The organism is Nocardioides marmotae (genome assembly GCF_013177455.1).
In the GTDB taxonomy this organism is placed as follows: domain Bacteria; phylum Actinomycetota; class Actinomycetes; order Propionibacteriales; family Nocardioidaceae; genus Nocardioides; species Nocardioides marmotae.
Genome location: NZ_CP053660.1, coordinates 789,302 through 812,342 on the forward strand (window position 1 = coordinate 789,302; position 23,041 = coordinate 812,342).

The 23,041-nt window shown below is 69.7% G+C and carries 18 protein-coding genes; 12 read left to right on the top strand and 6 right to left on the bottom strand.

Translation table 11 applies throughout. The features are described from left to right. Nucleotides 1-178: 178 nt before the first annotated feature. Nucleotides 179-1,501, top strand: coding sequence for a DNA (cytosine-5-)-methyltransferase (gene dcm, locus HPC71_RS03750; RefSeq protein ID WP_216656535.1), 1,323 nt, complete (start codon nt 179-181; stop codon nt 1,499-1,501). Here the strand turns inward: dcm and HPC71_RS03755 are convergent. Continuing rightward, the gene (locus HPC71_RS03755; RefSeq protein ID WP_154613772.1) at nt 1,498-1,728 is read right to left on the bottom strand and encodes a hypothetical protein; all 231 of its coding nucleotides are present in this window, start codon (nt 1,726-1,728) and stop codon (nt 1,498-1,500) included. The two genes, dcm and HPC71_RS03755, sit on opposite strands and share 4 nt — an antisense overlap. 10 nt (nt 1,729-1,738) lie before the next feature. After that, nucleotides 1,739-2,413, bottom strand: coding sequence for a very short patch repair endonuclease (locus tag HPC71_RS21225; RefSeq protein ID WP_321207474.1), 675 nt, complete (start codon nt 2,411-2,413; stop codon nt 1,739-1,741). Between HPC71_RS21225 and HPC71_RS03765 the strand changes: the two genes are divergently transcribed. From HPC71_RS03765 to HPC71_RS03785, 5 genes are all read left to right on the top strand, one after another. Further along, the gene (locus tag HPC71_RS03765; protein ID WP_230084000.1) at nt 2,343-3,839 is read left to right on the top strand and encodes an ATP-binding protein; all 1,497 of its coding nucleotides are present in this window, start codon (nt 2,343-2,345) and stop codon (nt 3,837-3,839) included. The two genes, HPC71_RS21225 and HPC71_RS03765, sit on opposite strands and share 71 nt — an antisense overlap. 224 nt (nt 3,840-4,063) lie before the next feature. After that, nucleotides 4,064-6,010 (top strand): Z1 domain-containing protein, encoded by a 1,947-nt coding sequence (locus tag HPC71_RS03770; RefSeq protein WP_171896117.1) that lies wholly within the window; start codon nt 4,064-4,066, stop codon nt 6,008-6,010. Beyond that, nucleotides 6,007-6,981, top strand: coding sequence for a PD-(D/E)XK motif protein (locus HPC71_RS03775; protein WP_154613776.1), 975 nt, complete (start codon nt 6,007-6,009; stop codon nt 6,979-6,981). Before HPC71_RS03770 ends, HPC71_RS03775 begins: the two co-directional genes overlap by 4 nt. Nucleotides 6,982-7,362: 381 nt before the next feature. Beyond that, nucleotides 7,363-10,884, top strand: a complete 3,522-nt coding sequence (locus HPC71_RS03780; RefSeq protein ID WP_154613777.1) for a TM0106 family RecB-like putative nuclease — start codon at nt 7,363-7,365, stop codon at nt 10,882-10,884. Beyond that, nucleotides 10,881-12,548 (top strand): nuclease-related domain-containing DEAD/DEAH box helicase, encoded by a 1,668-nt coding sequence (locus HPC71_RS03785; RefSeq protein WP_154613778.1) that lies wholly within the window; start codon nt 10,881-10,883, stop codon nt 12,546-12,548. Before HPC71_RS03780 ends, HPC71_RS03785 begins: the two co-directional genes overlap by 4 nt. A gap of 18 nt (nt 12,549-12,566) precedes the next feature. Here HPC71_RS03785 and HPC71_RS03790 read toward each other — a convergent pair whose 3' ends face one another. Together HPC71_RS03790 and HPC71_RS03795 are read right to left on the bottom strand one after the other, a co-directional pair. Then, the gene (locus tag HPC71_RS03790; protein WP_154613779.1) at nt 12,567-13,352 is read right to left on the bottom strand and encodes a hypothetical protein; all 786 of its coding nucleotides are present in this window, start codon (nt 13,350-13,352) and stop codon (nt 12,567-12,569) included. Next, nucleotides 13,349-14,962, bottom strand: a complete 1,614-nt coding sequence (locus tag HPC71_RS03795) for a hypothetical protein (protein ID WP_171896118.1) — start codon at nt 14,960-14,962, stop codon at nt 13,349-13,351. The genes HPC71_RS03790 and HPC71_RS03795 overlap by 4 nt, the downstream gene beginning before the upstream one ends. 64 nt (nt 14,963-15,026) lie before the next feature. Between HPC71_RS03795 and HPC71_RS03800 the strand changes: the two genes are divergently transcribed. The 5 genes from HPC71_RS03800 (at nt 15,027) to HPC71_RS03820 (ending at nt 20,012) form a co-directional block, all read left to right on the top strand. Continuing rightward, a complete protein-coding gene (locus HPC71_RS03800) occupies nt 15,027-15,164 on the top strand; it encodes a hypothetical protein (protein WP_171896120.1) in 138 nt (45 codons plus the stop codon). 233 nt (nt 15,165-15,397) lie between these two features. Further along, nucleotides 15,398-16,102, top strand: a complete 705-nt coding sequence (locus tag HPC71_RS03805; protein WP_154613781.1) for a hypothetical protein — start codon at nt 15,398-15,400, stop codon at nt 16,100-16,102. Nucleotides 16,103-16,180: 78 nt separating this feature from the next. After that, nucleotides 16,181-17,026 (top strand): ARPP-1 family domain-containing protein, encoded by an 846-nt coding sequence (locus HPC71_RS03810; RefSeq protein WP_154613782.1) that lies wholly within the window; start codon nt 16,181-16,183, stop codon nt 17,024-17,026. A gap of 131 nt (nt 17,027-17,157) precedes the next feature. After that, a complete protein-coding gene (locus HPC71_RS03815; protein WP_154613783.1) occupies nt 17,158-18,477 on the top strand; it encodes a TY-Chap domain-containing protein in 1,320 nt (439 codons plus the stop codon). A 41-nt stretch (nt 18,478-18,518) separates the two neighbouring features. Beyond that, the gene (locus tag HPC71_RS03820; RefSeq protein WP_154613784.1) at nt 18,519-20,012 is read left to right on the top strand and encodes an ADP-ribosylglycohydrolase family protein; all 1,494 of its coding nucleotides are present in this window, start codon (nt 18,519-18,521) and stop codon (nt 20,010-20,012) included. Nucleotides 20,013-20,017: 5 nt separating this feature from the next. Here HPC71_RS03820 and HPC71_RS03825 read toward each other — a convergent pair whose 3' ends face one another. Together HPC71_RS03825 and HPC71_RS03830 are read right to left on the bottom strand one after the other, a co-directional pair. Continuing rightward, entirely contained in the window at nt 20,018-20,515 is a 498-nt protein-coding gene (locus tag HPC71_RS03825; RefSeq protein ID WP_154613785.1) for a hypothetical protein, read from the bottom strand. Between the two features lie 290 nt (nt 20,516-20,805). After that, on the bottom strand, nt 20,806-21,474 hold the full coding sequence (locus HPC71_RS03830) for an EcsC family protein (protein ID WP_154613786.1): 669 nt from the start codon (nt 21,472-21,474) through the stop codon (nt 20,806-20,808). 84 nt (nt 21,475-21,558) lie between these two features. Between HPC71_RS03830 and HPC71_RS03835 the strand changes: the two genes are divergently transcribed. Beyond that, a complete protein-coding gene (locus HPC71_RS03835; protein WP_154613787.1) occupies nt 21,559-23,010 on the top strand; it encodes a hypothetical protein in 1,452 nt (483 codons plus the stop codon). Nucleotides 23,011-23,041 lie beyond the last annotated feature (31 nt).

The following is a 23,041-nucleotide window of genomic DNA, read 5'->3' on the forward strand; positions in this document are numbered from 1 at the left end:
GTCAGTGGCGGCTAGACGAGTCCAGCACTTTCGACGGTGCCTTCGACCAACTCACGCACGGAGGAGCGGCGGGGACCGTGGTCGCACCTCGTTACTCGTCAACCGACGAGATGTCTTGAGTTCGGGGCTTCCGTGCTTGGTTCGCGCGACGTCGGTGGCATCACCTAAGCTTCTCACCGTGTTCGACTTCGTTGACCTCTTCGCAGGTGTGGGCGGATTTCATGCTGCTCTGTCGCGTGTCGGTGGGCGGGCCGTCCAGGCGTCCGAGATCGACAAGAGGCCAGCGTCTGTCTACGCCTCGAATTGGGGATTGCGCCCGGACGGCGACGTCCGCGAACTCGCTGCGGACCCCAGCCGTCTGGTCCGCGATCACGCGGTGCTGACCGGGGGGTTTCCGTGCCAGCCATTCAGCAAGTCGGGGCGGCAACTCGGGATCGAGGAGGACCGAGGGACTCTTTTCCACGACATCCTTACCATCCTCGAGGCCAAGACTCCACCCGTTGTGATGCTCGAGAACGTCCGAAATATCGCCGGTCCTCGTCAGCGCGAGGCCTGGGCCGGGGTGGTCGCTGGGCTGCGGAACGCCGGCTACCGGGTGCCGAGCGCGCCTTGCGTCTTCTCGCCGCACCTCCTGAGCCCAGCGGATGGCGGTGCAGCTCAAGTCCGCGAGCGCGTGTACATCCTAGGCGTGCACGTTGGACGGGAGCGTGCCCTGATGGAGACTAACGTGGCCCCGGTCGTCGAGAACGTCCCGCAGAACAACTGGGATCCGAGAGACTGGCGCGTGTCTGAACACGTTCTGCTTCCTGACCCACCTGGTGAGCAGCGCCAACGCTATGTCGTGGACGGCCCGGAGATCGACTTCATCGACACCTGGAATGAGTTGCTTGCGCGCCTTGGGCCCGAGGTCAAGTTGCCGGGTTTCCCGTTGTGGGAGCCTGTATGGCGGGCGCGTCGCCCAGTGCTGCGGGGACTTCCGCCGTGGAAGCAAGCGTTCGTCCGCTCGAACCACGACTTCTATCTGGCGAACCGAGGAGAGATTGACGCGTGGCGCCGTGCTCCCCGGAAGATTCCGATTAGCCAATTTCCTCTGAGTAGGCGCAAGTTGGAGTGGCAGGCGCAGGATGGCGAACGAGATCTTTGGCAGCATCTACTGCACATGCGACCGTCGGGAATCCGGGTGAAGCAGGCGACCTGGACGCCGGCGCTTGTCGCGATGAACCAAATTCCTATCTACGGACCGGCTCGTCGGCGTCTGACGCCTTTAGAGACGGCGCGGCTGCAGGGTTTTGACCCGGCCACGTTTAATTTCGGCGGGCAGGCCGATTCCCTCAGTTACAAGCAGATGGGGAATGCGGTCAACGTTGGAGCGGCCGCATACGTTTTTCGCCGCTTCGTCGAAGCGAATGTGAGGGACATCGAGGCCTACGGCCCGAGGGGCGAGGAGATCGTCGCGGCGGTGATGGGGCAGTCCCCGTTGGCTGTCGAAGGTGCTGCCTAGAGGCTGAAGGTCTCGTCGATGATCTTGCGGAGCATCAAAGCGCTGGCGCGATCCAGTTGTAGCGTCTGGCTGACCTTCGCCTCGCTTCGCCGGTTGTCGGATCCATACGTACTGAGTTGGAGGAGCCGCTCGCCTCCTGCGGCGACCACCTGCCAGCTGCAATCGACCTCAGTCGGGTGGACCCGGCTATTGCCGAAGGACTCCGTCAACGTCCGCACTCGCGCCATGCCGCACACGTTAGGGCTCGGATCCTTCGGCTGGGCCGCTATCGAGAATCCTGCTTCGGGTGTTCTCGACAAGGTCGGCAGCGTCGGGGACCGGGGCGTGCTCCCAGACGCGCAGGACCTGCCACCCGGCCTGCATCAACTCGCGATTCGTGTCCCTGTCGCGCGCCTGGTTTCGTTCTATCTTCCATCTCCACCACTCAGGGTTCGACCGCGGCTGGTGGTGATGCTGAGGGCACCCGTGCCAAAAGCACCCGTCCACGTAGACAGCGAGGCGAGCGCGGGTGAAGGCAATGTCAATCGTTCGACGGTTATTTCCGGGCACTTTCATCTGTACGCGGAACCGCAAGCCCCGCCGGTGGAGCTCACGGCGAAGGGCCATCTCGGGCGCCGTGTCCTGACGGGCGAGCGTAGACATCTTTGCTGACAGCGCTCCGCTGGGCGGACGGCGGGGTGGCTCTGGTGTTGACACGCCCCCGACTCTGCCGTAACCGTCCACGGGGTAGACATTCACACGTAAGGTCCTACCTGCCGCAGCCCCGGGCGAGAGGAGTGGCGTGGTACACGACCAAATCAGCATCCGACCAGGTGTCGGCATGCTCGGTCTCTTTCCGCACATGAAGTACCAGCCTTGGTACGCCTTAGGCGAGCTCGTGGACAACGCGATCCAGAGCCATCTAAGCAACATCGACGCTCTGCGCGAGATCGACCCTGGCCACGTGCTGGAGGTCTCGATCGAGATCGACCGTGCTGAAAACGGCCGCATCACTGTCTCGGACAACGCGGCAGGGATCTCCGCTGCGGATTGGGGCCGGGCCTTCAAGGTGGCGGAGCCCCCGAGCGATGCCTCAGGACTGTCTCAGTTCGGCGTGGGGATGAAGGCGGCTTGCTGCTGGTTTGCCCGGCGATGGAGCGTGGACACCATCGCCCTTGGTGCCGCAGAGGCACGTGCGGTCACGTTCGACGTGCCCCGGATCATCGAGAGCCGGGACGAGCAGCTCGAGGTTGAGGTGCGCTACGCGGACGTCAGGGCTCACGGCACGCGTGTCGAAATGACCGACCTGTACCGCCCCGTGGCCGCGCGAACCCTCGGCAAGATCAAGGAGTATCTCGGCGGCATCTACCGTCAGTTCCTCAGGAGGGGTGATCTCGTGCTCACCGTTAATGGTGAGCCACTGCTGTATGACGAGCCTCCGATCCTTAAGGCGCCGCTCTACAACGATCGCGGTGGGGAGGCGCATCGGTGGCGCCAAGACGTCGATTTGGTACTCGACTCGGGTCGGCGGGTCCACGGATTCGTCGGTATCCGCGAGACCGGCGCTTCGAAGTCCGCCGGACTTGCTCTATTCTACCGGGGCAAGGTTGTGACGGGATCGGGGGAGGAGTTCTACAAGCCGGTCGAAATCTTCGGTGGTGGCAACACGTTTGCGTCGCAGCGGGTCTTCGGGGAACTCCACATGGACGATTTCAGCGTCACGTATACGAAGGACGCGCTCGTTTGGTATGACGAGGAGGAAGAGTTCGTCGCGGCGCTGCGTGACGCTTTGGACCGCGAGCCATGGCCGCTCCTGCGCCAAGCAAACAACTTCCGCAAACGGGATCCGGAGCTGGCAGGCGGGGAGTCTGTCTCGAGCGCCCTCGCCAATATCGTGTCCGCATTCACCGATGTCGAGTTCGAACTCGACCCGGCTACTAGTGACGACACGTGGTCGGAGGCGCCGGCTGGGTTCGCGCACCTCGTCGAGCCACTGCCGCTTGCTCCCCCCGAGGGGCGCGCCTCTGCGTCACCTCCGGTTGACCGGTCTATCGAGGTGTCGGTACGTGGGACAACTTGGAAGGTCGACCTCCGGCTGGTGGCGGACGACAAAGTATCGCGCTGGCTGACTGTTTTCCGCACGAAGGACGACCAACTGACGCTCACTGTGAACCAGTCACATCCATTCATGCGCGCCTGGTGCGAGTTGCCGGGCCAGGAACTTGAGCCGGTGTGGCGGGTAGCCATTGCGCTCGGGCTCGGTCAAGAGATGGCCCGGATGCAGGGTGCGCACCAACCAGGGCTGGTGACTCAGAACGTCAACGAGGTGCTCCGCACCGTGATGTCTCGCAAGAATTGAGGGAGTGCATGTCGCAACAACACGCCGAGGTTGTCGCAACAAAGGCGGGGAACGCCCAGGTTCGGTGGTCGCCCGTCATCGGGCCGGAAACGACCCGGCTCCTCGATGGGGCCGCTCTCGAAGAAGAGGGCCAGGCCATAATTCGACGCGAGTCGGCGCAGGTCCTGAGTAGGTGCGCCGACCCAGCCATGCCAGAGTCGAGAACCGGTTTGGTGGTTGGATACGTGCAGAGCGGCAAGACTCTGTCCTTCACCACGGTTATGGCGCTGGCAAGGGACAACAACATCCCCCTGATGGTGCTGCTGGCTGGCACGAAGCAGAACCTGCACGAGCAAACCGCTAAGCGTCTGGCCGACGATCTCGCAGTGGAGCGCGACGACGGTCTGTCTCCCTGGGAACTCTTCGAGAACCCGAGGGACACGGCCGCCGCTGATGTGGCCGACAACATCAGGTCGATGCAGGCCGAGGGAACCCCGGAGCAGTTTCGGAAGGCCACTGTCGTCACTGTGATGAAGAACCCATCGCGCCTCGATGCTGTTCGTTCGCTGCTCGACAAACTCTCACAGTACGGCGTGGACCTTGCGGCCACGCCGGTGCTTGTCGTCGATGACGAGGCCGATCAGGCGGGCCTTAACGCGGCAGTGCAGAACGATGAGCAGACTGCGACCTACCGCGCCATTCTCGCACTGAGGAACTCGGTCCCTCGGCACACCTACTTGATGTACACGGCGACGCCGCAGGCCAACCTCCTGGTCAACCTCGCTGACGTCCTTTCACCTGACTTTGTCAGTGTGTTGACGCCGGGGCGCGGTTATACCGGGGGCAAGTACTTCTTCCAGCGCCACCGCGATCGTTTCGTTCGCCGGCTCAAGCCGACGGAGGTAACGGAGGCTCTCAACGCAACGACGCAGCCTCCGACCACCCTTTTGAGGGCACTCGCCAGTTACCTCCTGGCCCGGGCACAGAAGACGTCCGGGCGCATGTCGATGCTCGTGCATCCCAGCCACACCAAAGATCTCCAGGGCATATATGGGGGCTTCGTGACCGAGGTGACCGCCGCTTGGCAGGAAGTGTTGACCGACCAAGGCCCGGACCGCAAAGAACTCGTAGACCACGTGTTCTCGCCCGCCTATCAGGACCTCGTCGACGGCGGTGCGTCCATGAGTCCGCTCGAGGATCTCTTGGAAACAGTGCCGCACTGGATCCAGCACACCCGAGTGCGAGTGGTGAACAGCCAAGCCGACGTGAATGCGGGGGTCAACTGGGCCGCCGCAGCTAGTTGGATTTTGGTGGGCGGCAACAAACTCGACCGCGGATTCACGGTCGAAGGCCTCACCACGACCTACATGCCGCGCAAAATCGGTGCCGGCCAGGTAGACACTGTCCAGCAACGGGCACGGTTTTTTGGTTACAAACGATCCTACGCTGACCTGTGCCGCGCCTGGCTCAATGGGGACACAGCACTGGTCTTCGAGCACTACGTGGAACACGAGGAGGTGCTGCGTGCGGAACTGGTGAAGGCCGACACCGACGGCATCAGCCTGAAAGCCTGGAAGCGCAAGATGCTGCTCGACCCGTCGTTCAAGCCGACCCGCAAGGCCGTTATCGACATCGACTACTTCCACGACCGAATCCGAGGGGACAGGTGGATGTCCATGGACCGGGTCCCTTACGCAGGTGCGTCGGTGGGCGGGCCACTCGAGGAGTTGTGGGACTCGCTGGCTGGCGCCGCAGTGATCGACGACCGCGACGGGCGCGGCGGCAACCACAACCTGCGGGTGGCCGCTCCCATGGCGGACGTGGTGAAAGCCGTACTTGACTGGGTAACGCCCGAGGACGGAGGCCCAACACGACCCGCGCCCGAGGACGTGGCGCTGCTCAATCAGATCGCGCTTCTGCTTCAGGCCCGGCTTGACGACGCCCCTGCGCTCACCGTCGACCTCTACCTCATGGACGGGGGGGAGCAGCGATCGCGCACATCTCGGTCCGGTGCCGTCGACCTGCCTACTGGCCGCAGCAACAACTACAAGGGCGACGACCATTTCTTCACCGAGGCAGTTACCTCGTTTCAGTTGCACCGCGTGATGGTGAAGGACGGGGGCCCAGAGATGCTCGGCGTACGGGTCCGCGTCCCGCAGGCACTGGCCGGCGGCGTGCTGGTGCAGGCGTGACCAGCCCGCCGCTAGGAGTCACGGCGAGCGATCTGCTGCGCGAACTGCGGCAGGTCGTCGCGCCCGCAGCAGCCGGGTTCTCGGTTCGCGACGTGCCGTCGGCACCCGGTTACAAGGTTGGCCGGGGGGTCGAGGGCGCCGTAGCCCTGTTCACGCCGCCGGACGACGCCCCAGAGCCTCCTACGCGGCTCAGGACGCTGCAGCTCGACCCTCGCGTCTTGCTGGCGTTCGAGGACGCTGACGGCAGCAGCGTCGAGGCCGAGCACGGCCTTGTTCAGTTATGGCTGCAGAGCGACGAACTCCTCGAGCCGTTCCTAGGCGTCGCCGCGGTCATCATCCGGCTCCTGGGGTCGGATCCCAGTCCAGGTGAGGTGAGCGCAGGGCTCCGTAGATTGGTCCGGATCTTTGACCCGGCCCAGCCTCCTCGCGGCAGCGTCCTCGGTCTTTGGGCCGAACTGTTAGTAATCCATGAAGCGTCCGACGTGGCAGCGATGGTGGACGCCTGGCACGCGTACGTCGACGCACGCTTCGACTTCTCCGCCGAGGGCAGCCGCCTCGAGGTCAAGGCCACCACCCGGGACTCTCGGATCCACGAGTTCAACCTTCGCCAACTGCAACCGGTCGAGGGCGCTGAGGTCGTCGTGGCGTCGCTGATGACGACCGAGACGCGGGCCGGTAGGTCGGTCGCGTCCATGGTGGAGCGCATCGAGCAACGTCTGGTGGGCGACACAGCGAGACAGGCGATAGTGCACGAACTCGTCTCCGAGACGCTCGGTACCGACTGGGCGCGCCACGTCGGCCGACGCTTCGACGAGCGACAGGCCGTCGACTCCTTGGCCTTCCTCGACCCGGCTCAGATCCCTCAGGTGGTGGACGTCCCGACCGAGGTGCTCGAGGTGCACATCATGGTCGATTGCACAGGTGTCAAGCAGGTCTCCCCCGTGGGGTTGGCGGAGCTGCTGCAACGTTGATCGCCGAGGCCGGACCTCAAACATGAAGTTGACCGGAAGACCGAGGTCGCGCCCCCGGGTCACACGCACGAAGATGACGGGGGCCATTACATGCGCGAGTACGGCGCAGAGGCCGCGGTAATGCGGCATCCAGCGCTGTGGGGCTACTTTTGCCGGACGGACCGATCGCGCGACGGTGGCCCGCCACGAGGGCGCGACGGTGTCGATGAACGTCGCCCCGCCGACCCGCACCCCCTCGGTGGTCAAGAACCGCGCCCCCGCCGTGGTTCGCACGCACCCGACTTGTGACGTTCGACCGGATCCGCCCTCGTTCGTCGGTCGAGGCTGGTTGGCTGGCGTCCCCCGCCGGTGTAAGCCGGCGCTCATGGACCGGAGGGCCTCATGTTCCTGCTGGACGACCGTCTCGTGTGGAGCGCGACGGACCTGACAGCGGCCGCGGAGTGCGAGTTCGCGGTGCTCTCGGGGCTGGACCGCGTGTTGGGGCGCGCGCCCGTGGTTGCCGTGTCCGACGACCCGCTCGGTGACCAGGTCGCCAAGCTGGGCGAATTGCACGAGGCGGCCGAGTTCGAACGGCTCCGCCTGTTGCACGGCGACCACGACCCCGTAGCAGGGATCGGGATGCTCGCGCTCAGTCGGGCTAGCGGTCGTGACCTCGCCTCACTCAGCGCCGTCGCGGAGCGGACGCTTAAGGCACTGAGTGCCGGTGCTGACGTGCTCTACCAGCCGGCATTCTTCGATGGGGACTTCCTCGGTTACGCCGACTTCGTCCGGTGCAGCACAGTTGGTTGGGTCGTCTGCGACACGAAGCTGGCGCGGCACGCCAAGCCGACCGCCCTGCTTCAGCTCGCGGCCTACGCCGCCCAGCTAGTGGCGCTCGATGTGCCTGTCGCCCCGACCGTCGAGTTGCTCCTGGGCAATGGCCGGCGGGAGGAGTTTCGTCGAGCCGACCTTGAGCCGCTCTTCCGCGAGCGGCGCAGTCGATTGCTTCAGCTACTCGAGCAGCACGGCGCCGAGGCGGACCCAGTGACCTGGGGACAGCCTGGCGTTGCGGCCTGCGGCCGGTGTGCTGACTGTGAGCGCGCCGCGATGGCGGGCGAGGATCTAGTGCTGGTCGCCGGTCTGCGGATGGAGCAGCGACGCAAGCTGAACGAAGGCGGCGTACGGACGGTCTCGGACCTTGCCAAAGCCGAGGACCCTCCGCCGGGGATGGCACGGTCAACTTTCGAGCGCCTTCGCGCTCAGGCCGAGATGCAGCTGCTTCAGAAGGAGCCGGACCCTGGCGAGCCGCTCGTGGTGCACCACCGCGTCATTGACGAGAAGCCGCTGCGGAGCCTGCCGCCCAAGTCGCCCGGTGACCTGTTCTTCGACTTCGAGGGCGACCCCTTACACAACGAAGGTGACCTTGGGGACTGGGGCCTCGAGTATCTCTGGGGTGTGTTGACCGCGCCCGACCACCCCACCGAGCCGCACGATTTCCTCCCCCTCTGGGCCGACGACCACCAGGAGGAGCGGGCCTGCCTCATGCAGTTCCTCGACGACCTCACCGCTCGGCTCGAAGTGCACCCGGAGCTGCACGTCTACCACTACGCGCCGTACGAGGTGACCGCCCTCAAGCGGCTGACCGCCAAGCACAAGACGCACGAAGCGGTCCTCGACGATCTTTTGCGCGGGGGGATCTTCGTCGACCTCTACGCAGTGGTCCGGGCGGCGCTGCTCATCTCCCAGCCGTCGTACAGCATCAAGAAGCTCGAGCCGCTCTACATGGAGGAGGCGCGCTCCGGCGATGTGATGGCCGGTGACGTCTCGATCGCGGAGTACCACTCCTACCGCCTCCACCTCGAGCGTGGCGAGGCCGAGCCGGCCGGGCAGGCCAGACGGGCGCTGCTCGACTACAACCAGTACGACTGCGAGTCCACCCTGCGACTACGCGACTGGCTATGGGGCCTCGTCGACCACCCCGAGGCGCCGCTCACGGAGCATCACGGCGCCGGCGCAACGGGAGAGACCGACGAGGAGCACGACCCGCTCGCCCAGTCGCTGGTTGCGCGAAGTGGGCCGGTGCACCGCAGTGAGCGGACTGCCGAGGAGCAGGCCTGGGCGATGCTGGCCTCAGCTCTGGGCTACCACCGACGGGAGCGACTGCCGGCTGCCTGGGAGTACTTTCACCGGCTCTTCAACCCGGTGGCGGAGTGGGAGTCCGGCTCCGAGGTGCTCGTGTTCACCGAGCCGCCAGCCGTGGAGCAGGACTGGGACAAGCAGCGCGGCAAACAGACCTACAGCCGGATCCTGACCGCCACCGCCCACGTCGGCCCCGGCAACACCGTGCGTCCTGGCGACATGAGTGCGCTGTACGCCGATCCGCTGCCCGATTCCTGCACGCCGCACGAGGGAGCCACTCACGCGATCGGGTGCGGAGCCTCGCTCCTCGAGCTGGAGCGCATCGCCGACGACCTGGTGGAGGTCCGGTTCGAGGAGCGGGTGAGGAAGGGAGTCGCGGGCCACCCTCAGCTGCCCGCCGCGCTCGTCCCGGGCTACGGCGTGAATGACAAGCCCCTGGAGGATGCGATCCGCGAGGTTGCGTCTGCGGCCGACGCGGCCGGCGCCCTTCCCGAGAGCCCGGCCATCGACGTCCTCGTGCGGCGGTCCCCACGACTGGGCAGCGACGCCTCGTTGCCGCAGACGGGGGACTCGTGCCCCGACCTGGTCCGCGCCTTGCTGGACCTCGACCGCTCGTACTTGGCGGTCCAGGGCCCTCCCGGGACCGGAAAGACCTACACCGGCTCCCACGTCATTCGCGAGCTCGTCGAGACGCATGGATGGCGCATCGGGATCGTCGGGCCTTCGCACGCGGTGGTGGAGAACTTCCTCGGCGCAGTGGTGAAGACGGGGCTCGATCCAGCGCTGGTCGGCAAGAAGGCGACTAAGACCCCCAATGCGCCGTGGCAGAGCGTCAAGGACCCGGCAGCTTTCGTGGGCAAGGCTGAGCGCGGATGCGTCGTCGGCGGCACTGCCTGGAACTTCGTCGGCACTTCCTTCGAGCGCGAGTGCCTCGACCTCCTGGTCGTCGACGAGGCGGGGCAGTTCTCGTTGGCTAACACGCTCGCCGTCTCCATCGCCGCCAAGCGGTTGCTGCTGCTCGGCGACCCGCAGCAGCTGCCTCAGGTCAGTCAGGGCACGCACGGCGAGCCGGTGAACCACTCCGCGCTCGGCTGGCTGATGGACGGCCACGCGGCGCTTCCTCCTGAGCTGGGTTACTTCCTCCCGCTTAGTTACCGGATGCATCCGTCGGTCTGCGCGCCCGTCTCGACATTGTCGTACGCGGAGGAGCTGCGCTCCGCCGAACCAGCTTCTCGGCGACGGCTCGACGGCGTGGACCCCGGGGTGCGCGTGGTGCGCTTGACGCATGAGGGCAACAGCGTGGCCAGCCCTGAGGAGGCTGACGAGGTCGTCAGGCAGATCACCGAGGTGCTCGGAGCGGTGTGGACCGACCCGGAGCGCACGCCCGCCTCGCGCCCGCTGACTGAGGACGACGTGGTGGTTGTGGCGCCGTACAACGCGCAGCGCCTGCTGATCAGCTCCCGCTTGGCCGCCGCGGGACTCGACGGGGTGCGCGTCGGGACTGTCGACAAGTTCCAGGGTCAGGAGGCGCCGGTCGTCGTCCTGTCCATGACGGCGTCCTCTGCGGTCGACGTGCCCCGTGGCATCGGGTTCCTGCTCAACCGGAACCGCGTCAACGTAGGCGTTTCGCGCGCCCAGTACCTGAGCATCGTGGTGCGCTCGGAATCGCTGACGAGCTTCATGCCGGCGACGGTAGGAGGACTGCTGGAACTGGGGGCGTTCGTGGGGTTGTGCGAATCAGGCGAAGCGAGGAGCGAGTCGACAAGCGGCGGTGGAGTGCGGTGACCGCGCGCTGCATCCCCGAACAGCCGACGTTCACCACCGCCTCGGAGCGCGAGGTGTGGGAGCGGCTGCGGGCCGGGCTGGGACCGAGCGACGTCCTGCTGGCGAACGTCCGCCTGACCGACCAGGACAAGGACCACGAGGCCGACCTGGTCGTGCTGATGCCCGAGCTCGGGATCCTCGTGCTCGAGGTCAAGGGCGGCGCGGTGTGGCACGACGAGGGTGGCTGGTGGGTGCGCCGCGGCGAGAAGGACGAGCGCTGCTGGCCCGTCGACCAGGCGCGCGACGCGAAGTACGCCTTGCGCCGCTACGTCGAGCACGACCCCCGCTGGGGCGGCCGGGGCCACGTGGCGTGGGCGCACGGGGTGGTGACGCCGCACGCGCAGTTCGGCAACGACTTCGCCGTGCCGGAGCTCCCGCGGTGGGCGCTCCATGACCGCGATGAGCAGGAGGCGCTGGCCGAGCGGGTCCGTGACAACAGTTGGGGCCTGGCGCACGGCCACCCGCCGCCGAACCACGACGACATCGAGCTCATCGCGGAGATCCTCGCCGGCCGCCACCACACGTCGTACGACGTGAACGCCGAGGCCGCCGAGCGCGCCGCCGAGGCGGACCGGCTCACCCAGGAGCAGGCGGCGATCCTGCAGGTGACCCGCCTGCTGCGTCGCGTGGAGGTGCGGGGCGGCGCCGGCAGCGGCAAGACGGTGCTCGCGCTGCAGCAGGCGAAGGAACTCACCCGCGGCCGGACCGGTGAGCGGTCGCCCGAGCGGGTGGCGCTGCTGTGCTACTCGATCGGGCTGGCGGAGCACTTCAAGCGCCAGGTCGCGACCTGGCACCGCAAGCACCGGCCGGCGTTCGTGGGGACGTTCGAGGAGTTCGGCCGGCAGTGGGGCGCACCGAGCGGCAGCCGGGAGGACAGCGACTTCTGGGAGCACGAGCTGCCGGCGCGCATGGCGGAGCTGGCGGCTGAGCTGCCGCCGGGAAAGCGCTACGACTCCGTCATTGTCGACGAGGCGCAGGACTTCGCCGACGAGTGGTGGGTGCCCGTGCTCACCTCGCTCAAGGACGAGGAGAGCGGCGGCCTCTACGTCTACTCCGACGAGAACCAGCGCATCTTCGCCCGCTTCGGTCGCCCGCCGGTCCAGCTCGTGCCGCTGGTCCTCGACCACAACCTCCGTAACACCAAGCAGATCCACCAGGCCTTCGGCCCGCTGGCTCCGAGCCGGATGTACGCCCGGGGTGGCGAGGGTCCGGCGGTCCGCTTCGTCGCTGCGGCGACCGACGGGGCGCTCGACGTCGCCGACGACCAGGTCGAGGCGCTGCTGGAGGAGGGCTGGGACCCCGGGGCGATCGCGCTGCTCACGACCGGTCACCGCCACCCGGAGCAGACCGCGCAGACCGAGCGGCACGGGCAGGCCGGGTACTGGAAGCACTTCTGGGAGGGCGAGGACGTCTTCTACGGGCACGTGCTGGGCTGCAAGGGCCTCGAGCGCCGGGTCGTCGTGCTGTGCCTCAACGAGGACGGGGAGCGCGACCGCGCCCGCGAACGGTTGTACGTCGGCATGTCGCGCGCGACCGACGTGCTCGTCGTGGTCGGCGACCCCGACGTCGTACGGCGTGTCGGCGGCGAGGACGTGGCGCGTCGGCTCGGCATCGACCTCACCTGAGAGGACGCGTAGGACGCGTCACCACAGATCGTCGTCTGAGTCCTCGATCGGGGCGGGCGGTGCAATGCCCCGGCGCTGCAGCCTGGCCCAGGGGACGCGCCACTCGTCGATGCCGGGGTTCTCGAGCCGCAGCAGGTCGACCATCATTTCGTGTGAGCGGACAGCGTGAGCCCTTGCCAGGTCATGGAGCGCGACGCCGTGGCGGGAGTAGAGATCGCCGATCTCCTTGGGCGCCTCGTACATGCCGGCGAACGGGTTGAGCTCCGTCGCGCCCGCAGCGGCCACCATGCCGATGAGGTGGCTGAGGACGGGGCGGAGACGGGAAGGATCCGTCGGCGGCAGGAAGGCTGTCAGGACGTCCCGCACCGCTGCCCAGTAGGGGTCAGTGGCGGCGCGCATCGTCGCGTGCGCAAGCTCGTCCACTCCAACATGGCCCTCGTGCCATACGTGTCCGGACGGCTCGCTCTCGAGAGCCTGGACGGTCAACGACGCCAGCGACAAGGCGATCGGTGGGGCGAGGGCGTCGACCTTCACGCGGACGTAGGTGACCCCTCCGCACTTCGCCCGCAGGGTTCCCGGCTCAGGGAACGACGATGCCCAGGCGCTCGGCGAAGCAATGACGACCGCCTCCGCCGAGACGTACATGCCGACCGCCGAGCGCTCCGTCAGCCGCAGCGCGAGCTCACTTGGCAGGCCGCGGCGCTCGACGACCGGGGCGATCGCGTCAGCCACGAGCAACGTCAGCTCGACCGTCGCCTCGCCGCAGCCGAGGCGCGCGAGCTCGGCACGGAGAGAGCCGCTCACCGCAGCCTCCAGGCGTCGACGTACGCCGTGAGCTCGGCCAGCGCCTCGGCCAGCTGGCGCGTCGTGACCAGCTCGTCCACCTTTCGGTAGCGGTACACGAAATCCGGCGCGAAGCGCTGCCAGTGCCCCGTCGGGAAGTGCTTGGGCAGCAGGAGGTCGCCGAGCACCTGCTCAGCAGGGTCGAAGTCCACGAAGTCGGCGTACTCCGCCTCGGCCACCCTGGCCCGAGCGGCGGCGCGGTCGGGACCCGGGCCCGCCAGCTCCGCGTCGCGGACGAGGACGAACAGGCGGAGCTGTCCCTCCTGGAGCTGCCAGCCGATCGACCTGGTGGCGCTGAGTCGTCGCTCGTAGGTGATCAGACCCATCGCCCGTGTGATGTCGACGTGCAGCGGGACCGGAGTGCCGTACTCCTCCGTCGTCATCTGGGCGAGGCCGGTGAACCGCATCCGTTGGAGAGGCCCGACGAATCCCTTGTGACCGAGTCCGGCGAGTGCCGCCCTGACGGAGAACGGCTCGTCCGGGTTCTCCCGCGGGTCGACTGCACCCTTCAGCTGCACGAGCCGTCGGACCAGTGCGCGGTAGCGGGTGACGAGGTCGGCGTCGCGTCCGAGCTCCTCGACGTCGATCGCGTCGAGTGCTGTCAGCACCTGCTCGTAGCTGAGCCTGCGCCAAGGGGAGGGCAGGTCGAAAGTCGGATCCATGAGGGTGAGCAGGAAGTAGGACGTATCGGTGGCCCCGCATGACCCGTGTCCAGCGGACCAGGGAAGGTCCACCTCCGCGTACCTGGTGAGCTGTTCGGGGTAGGGGATGGAGTACAGCTTGTTCTCGACCACGAATCGCCCGGCCCCCTGCCCACGACGTGCAACGAGGTCGATGTGCCGGTATTCCCGCCACACCTCGAGGGCGCCAGCCCCGGCCGGATCGAAGACAGCCGCGAGCGAAGCCGCGGCGTCGGGGTGCTCCGAGAGGAGCCAGCTCAGGGTGTTGCTGTGGAAGAGCTCCTGGGCCGCTCGGGACATCGACCACAGCAGGTCGCCCTCCAGCGCGTCGAGCAGCGGCTCGACCCGCTCGACGAAGTCGGGCTCCGTGCCGCGGCCTGCGGGGGGTGACTCGGTGCCAGTCGCAGCGGGCCGGCCAGTCGGGTCCGGCCCGTCGAGATCCACGAGCGTCACGTACCGGACGGGGTTCTGGGAGCCCTGGGGGAAGACCGACGACACGTCCCGGCCGATCCACCGGTCGCGGTCGGACGCGACAACACCCTCGAACCCGATGCGGTGTTCCTCTCCCGGCTCGGGCGACGGCACCCACGACACCGGCTCGTATACCTCCCGCACGATTCCCCGGGCGACGGCGAACGCCCTGGTGATCGTCTCGGCCTTGCTCAGCGACATCGCCCAATAGCCACGCGTCGCGTCGTACAGCTCCTCGGGCGTCATGTCGTCGTGCCAGGTCCTCCTCAGGCGGAGGAGGACGCACGTCGGCGCGGTCGCCGAAGCCTCGCCCGTCGGGTGGACGACGCTGGGCACGGTGCTCGGTGTGACACCGGTGAGTGCCGCCACGGTCGTGTACCGGACGGGATTCGCTGCGCCCTTCGGGTAGAGGTGGGCCACGGACGCGCCGACCAGGTGCGCTGCCTCGGGTGCTGCGTCGCCACGGAAGGCGACCCGTCCGGCCGTGCCCGGTTCCACGGACACCGTCCAGGCCGTGGGGGCCCAGGCGCTGACGATCGCGTTGTCGGCCACCCCGACCACGAGCCGGGTCGTCTGCACCTGGGCGGGGCTCGCCTTCCACCAGGAGCGGGCCAGCTCGTAGAGCTGGTCCGGGTCGCCGGCGGCCTGTTCGACCGCGCTGCCGATCTTGAGCATCAGCACCCGGTCGTCGGGGCGCAGCCCGCCGCCCATGCTGTGGTGGTCGTGCTCCATGAGTCCTCCGTACGTCGTGTGGTCCCACCCTGACGAACGGAGGTCCGGGGCGAGGGTTACCCGGGTGACTGCTTCCTCCCGATGTCACACCTCACGTCGGTGGACGCTTGTACCGTCAGGGACGTGGAGGACGAGCTACAGGGCCGAGTGCAGTTGCGGCTGGCGGATCGCAAGCACCCATGGCAAGCGCTGCCGCAGTGGGACGCGGTGTCCGCAGGCCGCACACCGGGCTACGGCCTGTACCTCCCGAACAGCTGGATGCCCCGGCGGCTGTGCCGGTTCGTCCCGCACGAGCGGGGTTGGCTCGTCCAGGTCGGGCCCCGGGCACGGATGCAGGTCGAGGACCGCTATGTCGGCAAGCACGTCTTTGCGCGCAGAGCGATGGTCGCCCTGCAGGCCGGCCGGACAAAGCTGTCGTTCCCCGAGCTGGACGACTGGTGCCAGATCGGCATCGTCATCGGGGTCGGTGAAGCGGGTGCGCTGCCGGTCCTGAGCGACACGGTGCTGCCGGAGGGGCCGATGCCCGGCACGGCGTACGCCGTCGAACGGGTGACGCTCACCCCCGCCCAGCGCATCACGGTGGCGGTGGCTTTCCGGCACCTGCTCGAGCACACACCCGCGCCGACCAACTACTCCGAGGAAGCGGCGCTGCTCCTGGGGACGAGCAAAGCCATGGTGCTCAAGCGGCTGGACCAGGTGCGCCGGAAGATCAACCAGGAGCGCTGGGGTCCGAAGCTCGACTCCCACGAGCTGGTGGCGCACTACCTGATGCGCACTACCCGCACGATCACGTGGGGCGACCTGCCGCCGGAGCTGCGGGAGGGGTGACCTGGGTGACCCCCTGATCCGGGACCTGTCAGCCACCGTCCTGTCCGTCGAAAGACGACGAGAACAGGAGGTGGCGCCATGAGGCTCCACATCGGACAGGGGACGACCGTCGGGTCGCTGACGGTCTTCCCCGTGTGGCACGACCGGGTCGCGACGAAGCGACGGTACGAGACGTCGGCCGAGACGCTCAGCATCGCCGAGCTCGGGGGTGGGCCCAGCGTCCCGCAGTTGTCGGTGACGAACACGGGCCAGCAGGACGTGCTGGTCCTCGACGGCCAGCTCTTCGAGGGCGGGTGGCAGCACCGGATGGCCACGCGGTCGGTGATGGTGGCGGCCGGCCAGGAGCGGGTCATCGACGTGGCGTGCGTCGAGCAGCAGCGCTGGGGCGGAGAGCACCGACAGGTGTCCCGCGGCCGCCGCGCCTCGTCGTACGTCCGCGACGGGTTCGAGCAGCCGGGCCGGCAGCAGGAGGTGTGGCGGCGCATCGAGCGGTACGGCGCCGCGTCGGCGACTCGCTCGCACACCGCGCACCTGGACGCCGTCGAGGAGCAGACGCGTCTGGTCCGGACCCAGTGCCGGCCGCTCGCCGGTCAGTGCGGCGTCCTGGTCGGTGTCGCCGGCCAGCCGCTCGTGCTGGAGGTCTTCGACCACCCGCAGACGTTGCGGGAGCAGCTGCCCGCGATCCTGCGGTCCGCCGCGCTGGACGGCTACGGCCGGGCCTGCCTGCCGACCCCGGGGCGGCGCGCCCGCCGGATGCTCGAGCGGCACGCCCGCACTGGTCTGGACTGGGAGCCGGACGTCGGTCAGGCCTCGCGGCTCGGTCGCGCCACGACGGACGACCTCGACGTGATGGCGCTGCGCCAGTCCCTCCGGACGGTGCACCTGCGGGCGACGTACCGCCGGCACCCGGTGCTGCAGGGTTGACCGCCCGACGCGGCCGTGCCGCGGCTCGCGTGCGGAGGACCTCGCGGGCCGTGAGCAGGGGCTCCGGAGGTCCGCAGCACTGTCGGTGGTCGCCCCTAGCGTGGCGGTCCAGGGTCGAGGAAGAGGTGGGGATGCGCGAAGGACGTGGGACCGGTCTGGAGGCGGAGGTCGACGCCGCCTGGGCGACGTACCGGCGGCGGTTGGCCGATCGGTTGGAGCAGGTGGCCGACGACGACCTCCTGCTGCTCGAGGTCGAGAGCGGGACGCCGGAGGACGAGCTGGACGGCTGTGCGCCGTACGTGCAGTTCTGCGGATGGGGGGACGGCATGATCCGGGCCGAGGTGGCGAGCGACCACTACCTCGACGCGCGGTACGAGCTGGGGCCGGCGGGCGACACCTCGCTCCGCGAGCTCGGCTGGGAGCCGCCCGACGACGAGGACGAGATGCTCGGCGACCTGAACTACTGGGTCGACCTGCACCACGACGACGTCGAGCAGCTGGCGGTGATGGTCGTCCGGGCGCTGCGCGAGGTCTACGGGTGCCCGCATCCCGCCTTCGTCGGGTCCGACGACTTCGACGGTGTGGCCGGCCGCCCGGTCGTGGACCAGGCCGCCGCCGTCACCGCGTCGCGCGCGGCTGAGCTGCCGGCGGTCCAGCCCCAGTCCGTCGCCGAGCTCCAGGCACTCGTGGACGCGGCCCTCGAGGCGGTCTTCGAAGGGCCGGCCGAGCACGACGCGGACGGCGACATCGCCATCACCTGCGGACACTCGCAGGCGTTCGTGCGGGTGGCGCAGGACATGCCGGCGATCGACCTCTTCGCCCACCTGGTGCTCGACGTCGAGGAGATCCCCGCCGCGGTGGCGCTGGTCAACGAGCTCAACGCCGGGGCGGTGGGTCGCCAGCTGAGCGTGGTCGACGGCAGGGTGCAGGCCCGCACGCGGGTGCTCGCCACGCCGTTCGTGCCCGCCCAGCTGCGCGCGGCCGTCCACCTCTTCTGCGAGGGCCTGGACGAGGTCGCGGAGCGGGTGGCCGACGAGGTCGGCGGTCGCCGGTTCCTCGCGACGACGCCCGTGCCGGCCCGGGCCCGCCCCGCGGCCCGGGTCGAGGCCCGGGTCGAGGCCCGGGTCGAGGACGACGGCCTCACGGCACTCCTGGAGGTGCTGCACGACGGCGCCCCGGTGGACCCGGCGACGGCGGCGGTGCTCCTCGGCGGCGACCGGCGGGCGATCGTGGCCCTCATCGTCGCCGTCCGCAACGGGGTGCGAGCGCTCGACGGGCTGGAGGAGGACCTGGTCCTCGGTCACCTCCGGCGTGCCCTGCGACACCTGGCCCTGCGTCGCGTCCACCAGGACCGGGCGTCCACGGGCGGGCGCCGCCGGAGCCGGCAGCTGACGTTGCTGCCGGACGAGGGCTCCCTCGACGGCGGCGCATGGGACGCCGACCTCGCGTGAGCGGCCGACATCGACAGACAAGGGACGGGACAGTGGCGCGGATGAAGTTGACGACGGAGCAGGCGGACCGAGCCGCGGGCGTGCTGCTCGGACAGGCCTGCGGGGACGCCCTGGGCGTGCCGTACGAGTTCGCGACCCCGCCCGGACCGGCGGAGCCCGCCCAGATGCGGGGCGGAGGGCTGGGCGGCTTCGCGCCAGGTGAGTGGAGCGACGACACCGCGATGGCGGTGGCGGTGGCGGAGGTGCTCGCGGGAGGCGCGGACGTCGCGGTGGACGCAGCAGCCGACGACGTCGCGAACGGGTTCCTGCGGTGGTACGCCGACGGGCCGGCCGACATCGGCGTGCAGACCAGCCGGGTCCTCGGCTGGACCGGGCGGCACGATGCCGACGGCAGATCGGTCTCCCGCGTGATGCGCGAGCAAGCGATGGTCTACGCGCGCAGCAACCCGCGGTCCGCCGGCAACGGCGCCCTGATGCGGACCTCCCCGGTCGCCCTCCGCCACCTCGACGATCGTGAGCGGGCCGCCGATGCCGCACGGCTCGTCGCGGCGCTCACGCACGCCGACCCGCTTGCCGGCGACTCGTGCGTGCTGTGGACGGAGGCGATCCGGGTGGCCGTCACCGCCGGCGAGATCGACCCCCGCGCCGGCCTCGACCTGGTGCCCGGCTCGAGGCGCGGCCGGTGGGCGGAGTGGCTCGACGACGCGACGGACGTCGAGCGGAACCGCTCGGAGCGCGTGCCCGGTGCGCGGTTCGTGCCCAACGGCTTCACCGTCACGGCCCTGCAGGCCGCCGTTGCCGCCGTCGTGACGACGCCCGTGCCCGCGGACCTGCCCTGCCGGCACCTCCAGGACGCGCTCCACGCCGCCGTCCGGATCGGCGACGACACCGACACCGTCGCCGCCATCGCCGGCGGGCTGCTCGGAGCGCGGTGGGGCGCCAGCGCGGTGCCCTGGCGGTGGCGGCGCGCGGTCCACGGATGGCCTGGCGCGGGCGCCGCACGCCTCGTCGAGCTGGCGACGCTGGCGACCCGCGGCGGCCGTCCGGACCGCCGGGGATGGCCCGGTGCGAAGGAGGTGGCCTACGCCGAGGCCGCGGACGCCGTCGCCGTGCCTCACCCGTACGACGACGGGCTCCTGCTCGGCACGCACGCGTCCCGCGGCCACGAGGTCGACGCTGTCGTCTCGCTGTGCCGGGTCGGCCAGGGACAGCCGTGCTTCGAGGGCGCGACCGAGGTGGTCGAGTCCCGGCTCGTCGACAGCGACCACCCGTCGAAGAACCCGAACCTGCTCTTCGCGCTCCACGACGCCGCCGACGCGGTGCGCGGGCTGCGGGCCGAGGGCAAGCGGGTGCTGCTGCACTGCGTCGCCGCGCACCAGCGCACCCCGAGCGTCGCCGTCGCGTACGCCGTGCTGCTCGGACACGACCCCGACGAGGCGCGCGCTGCCGTCCGGGCGGTGCTGCCGGGTGCCCGTGCAAACGGCGCGCTCTGGGACGCCGCCGCGGACGTCGCCCTCGCTGAACGCGGGGCCTAGCGGCATCAGGCGAGGCGGAGGTGCCGACGGAGGCCGGTCGCCGCGTCGGGGTCCGGCCGCGGCCGGCAGGTGTGCTCGGCCGTGAGCCGGCGGGCCTCGTCGAGGGACCCCGCCAGGTGTGCCGAGAGGCACGCGGGGCACACGACGCCGTACCGGGCGGGATCGGTGCCGGCCTCGCCGACGACGTACGTGGTGGTCGCGAGGCGCCAGGTGAGCAGGTCGCGGTGACCGGTGGTGCTCACAACGTCGAGACCGTCGGGCATGACGAGCCCGCACGAGCACGCGGTGCCGTCGAGCCGCGCCGCGACCGCCTGGTGCACCCGGTCGGCCCGGCTCTCCACGACCAGTTCGAGGTCGCCCAGCAGCACGGCCTCCAGACCGACCGGCCCGCCGGTGCCCGAGCGGCGCCGGGTGGTGGCGAGAAAGGCCAGGTACTCCAGCGGGTTCGCGAGCACGCGCGCGTCGTAGGTGTGGCCGTCGAGCCGGATGTCGGGGACGTTCATGAGACCTCCTGTCGGAGGGCGCACCTCGGGGTGCGGCCCGTGCTTGACCGCTCTCGCGGCCCGGGTCTTCTCCGGAGGGCACCGTGTCGGGGACGCGGTTGCCGGTCGGCCACGTCCGGAGGCGTGCGGCCGACGAACCGTCACGCTCGCGCGCGACGCTCTGGACCCGTTCGGCACCGGGTGGCGCCGACCTGACCGACCATAGGGGGCGGCGCCGACAGGGGTGGTCGCCCGCGGGTGGCGAGATGCGTCGTCAGGCTGCTGAGCCGCGACCGGACGCGCTCAGAGGGTCAGTAGCCGAGCGGGAAAGCCTTCTTGGCTGCCGCACCGACGGCTCGGGTCAGGGACGCGTCGACGGCTCCGCCGACGACGCCACCGATCCCCGGAACGGCCTTGCTCAAGGTGACCAGCGAACGCTGGGTGCCGTACTTGGCGACGAGGTAGGTGCCCGCCTTGCGGTTGATGGCCTTCACAACCTTCACGGGCAGCTTCTCGATGGCCTGCATCGCCATCTTCTGCCCGACCTTGACCCCCAGCTCGGAGGCCGCCGCTTGCGCGCTCGAGCCCGCGACCGTGAGCATCAGCACCGCCTGGGTGTGGGGATTGTCCAGGTCGTAGCCGCGCAGATGGGCGATGGTCCCGACCATGCGGGCGTTGATGACCAGGCTCCCGGTGATGCTCGCTGGGAGGGTGACCGGAAGAGTGACCAGGCCCCCGAGGCCCGTGATGAAGCCCGCCGCGCCCGCTGCGGCGACCGACTCGCGGACGACGCGCCGGACTGCCTCCTCGACGTCGCCGTCGGCATGGGTCAGCCGGTCCGCCGCGTAGGACCGGGATCCCGTGACCGGCCCGATGCCCCTGTCGACGCTGGCGAGGGTGAGCCTCTGCAGCTGTTCGGCGGCTCGGTCGGTCGCCTTGGTGAGCTTCGAACTCGTGGGCGTCTCGGAGTGTTCCGTCATGCCGTGTCCCATACCCAGCCGCGGGGGCTGTGCACGAGTCCGGCCAGGTGCCGGAGCGTGCCCCCGAGGGGCAGGATGGCGGGCATGGCCGACGAGCAGCACGGACTGGTGTTCCCGAGCGACGACGAAGGTCGCCGCAGCACGACGGCGGTGGGCCGCGCGGTGGTGGCGGACGCGCTGCGGCCGGTCGACCCGGTGGGGGCGGGTGCGGCGGAGCGGGAGACGGCGTGGCGGGGGGAGTACCTGCTGTACTTCCGTCGCCTCGTCGAGGCCGGCCTCGACCAGCCCGAGGATGCGCTGAGCATCGCGCGGGCCGGGCTGGCGTCGGTGCACGAGCGGATGCGGGTGCTCGGCGACGACGGCGAGGGGACGCTGGCGCAGTGGCCGGGCGGGACCGACGGGTTCACCCAGGTCGAGGTGCCGGGGACGGCCGAGCCGGTGGAGGAGCTGGTGCTGCCCTACCGGGGCGACCGGCTCCGAGGGGACGAGATCAGGCGACAGGTGGACCGCTGGGTCGAGGCGGGCGTGGTCGAGCCGTCGGTCGCGCAGGCGGTCGGCGAGGTGCTGGCCAACCCCGCGTGGCTCCGGCTCGAGGGGCACACCGTCGCGGTGATCGGCGCCGCCTCGGAGATGGGCCCGCTCCAGGCGCTGACCCGGTGGGGTGCCCGGGTGGCGGCGGTCGACCTGCCGAGGTCCGGCCTGTGGGACCGGGTCGGCGAGGCCGCTCGCGCCGGCGCGGGCACCGTGGTCGCGCCGATGGCCCTCGCCGGGGAGAGCGGCGTGCCGGGAGCCGACCTGCTGGCCGACGTACCCGCGCTGGAGCAGTGGCTGGCCGAGCAGCCGGGCACGCTGGTGCTCGGCAACTACGTCTACGCCGACGGCGCCACCAACGTCCGGGTCAGCGCCGCCGTGGACGAGCTGAGTCGCCGGCTCCTGGCGAGCCGGGACGACGTGGCGCTGGCGTTCCTGGCCACGCCGACCGACGTGTTCGGGGTGCCGAGCGACGCGGTGGCCCAGGCGACCGAGCGGTACGAGACCCGCTCCCGGGCGTCGAGGACGATCGGCCGACCGCTGCGCGCCGCGTCGGGCGGCCGGCTGCTGCGCCGCCCCTACGCGCCGGGCTCCGAGCCGGGCGTCAACGACTCGCTCGTGCCGCAGCAAGGCCCCAACTACGCGCTGGCCAAGCGGCTCCAGCGCTGGCGCGCGACGGTGGCCCGCCACGAGGGCGCGACCGTGTCGATGAACGTCGCCCCGCCGACCCGCACCCGCTCGGTGGTCAAGAACCGCGCCCTCGCCGCGGCGTACGCCGGCGCCCACCGCTTCGGCGTCGAGGTCTTCGACCCCGCGACCTCCAACGTGCTGATGGCCGCGCTGCTGGTCCACGACCTGCACACCGACGGCGGCCCGCGCCATGAGCACCCCTGGCAGGACGAGGCGTACGCCGCGGCGCACGGCGGCCTGTGGCGCGCGGCGTACGCCCCGCGCAGCGCGCTCGGGCTGGCCGCGCTGCTCGGGGTGGGCGCCGCCCGGGGCTGACTCCGCCCCAACCGACCCGAGCCCGGTGACC

Coding starts and splice junctions, on each gene's coding strand:
- HPC71_RS03835 (WP_154613787.1), top strand. CDS start 21,559: ATGGCCGACGAGCAGCACGGACTGGTGTTCCCGAGCGACGACGAAGGT.
- HPC71_RS03830 (WP_154613786.1), bottom strand. CDS start 21,474: ATGACGGAACACTCCGAGACGCCCACGAGTTCGAAGCTCACCAAGGCG.
- HPC71_RS03780 (WP_154613777.1), top strand. CDS start 7,363: ATGTTCCTGCTGGACGACCGTCTCGTGTGGAGCGCGACGGACCTGACA.
- HPC71_RS03765 (WP_230084000.1), top strand. CDS start 2,343: ATGAAGTACCAGCCTTGGTACGCCTTAGGCGAGCTCGTGGACAACGCG.
- HPC71_RS03815 (WP_154613783.1), top strand. CDS start 17,158: ATGCGCGAAGGACGTGGGACCGGTCTGGAGGCGGAGGTCGACGCCGCC.
- HPC71_RS03810 (WP_154613782.1), top strand. CDS start 16,181: ATGAGGCTCCACATCGGACAGGGGACGACCGTCGGGTCGCTGACGGTC.
- HPC71_RS21225 (WP_321207474.1), bottom strand. CDS start 2,413: ATGTTGCTTAGATGGCTCTGGATCGCGTTGTCCACGAGCTCGCCTAAG.
- HPC71_RS03820 (WP_154613784.1), top strand. CDS start 18,519: ATGAAGTTGACGACGGAGCAGGCGGACCGAGCCGCGGGCGTGCTGCTC.
- HPC71_RS03825 (WP_154613785.1), bottom strand. CDS start 20,515: ATGAACGTCCCCGACATCCGGCTCGACGGCCACACCTACGACGCGCGC.
- HPC71_RS03755 (WP_154613772.1), bottom strand. CDS start 1,728: ATGGCGCGAGTGCGGACGTTGACGGAGTCCTTCGGCAATAGCCGGGTC.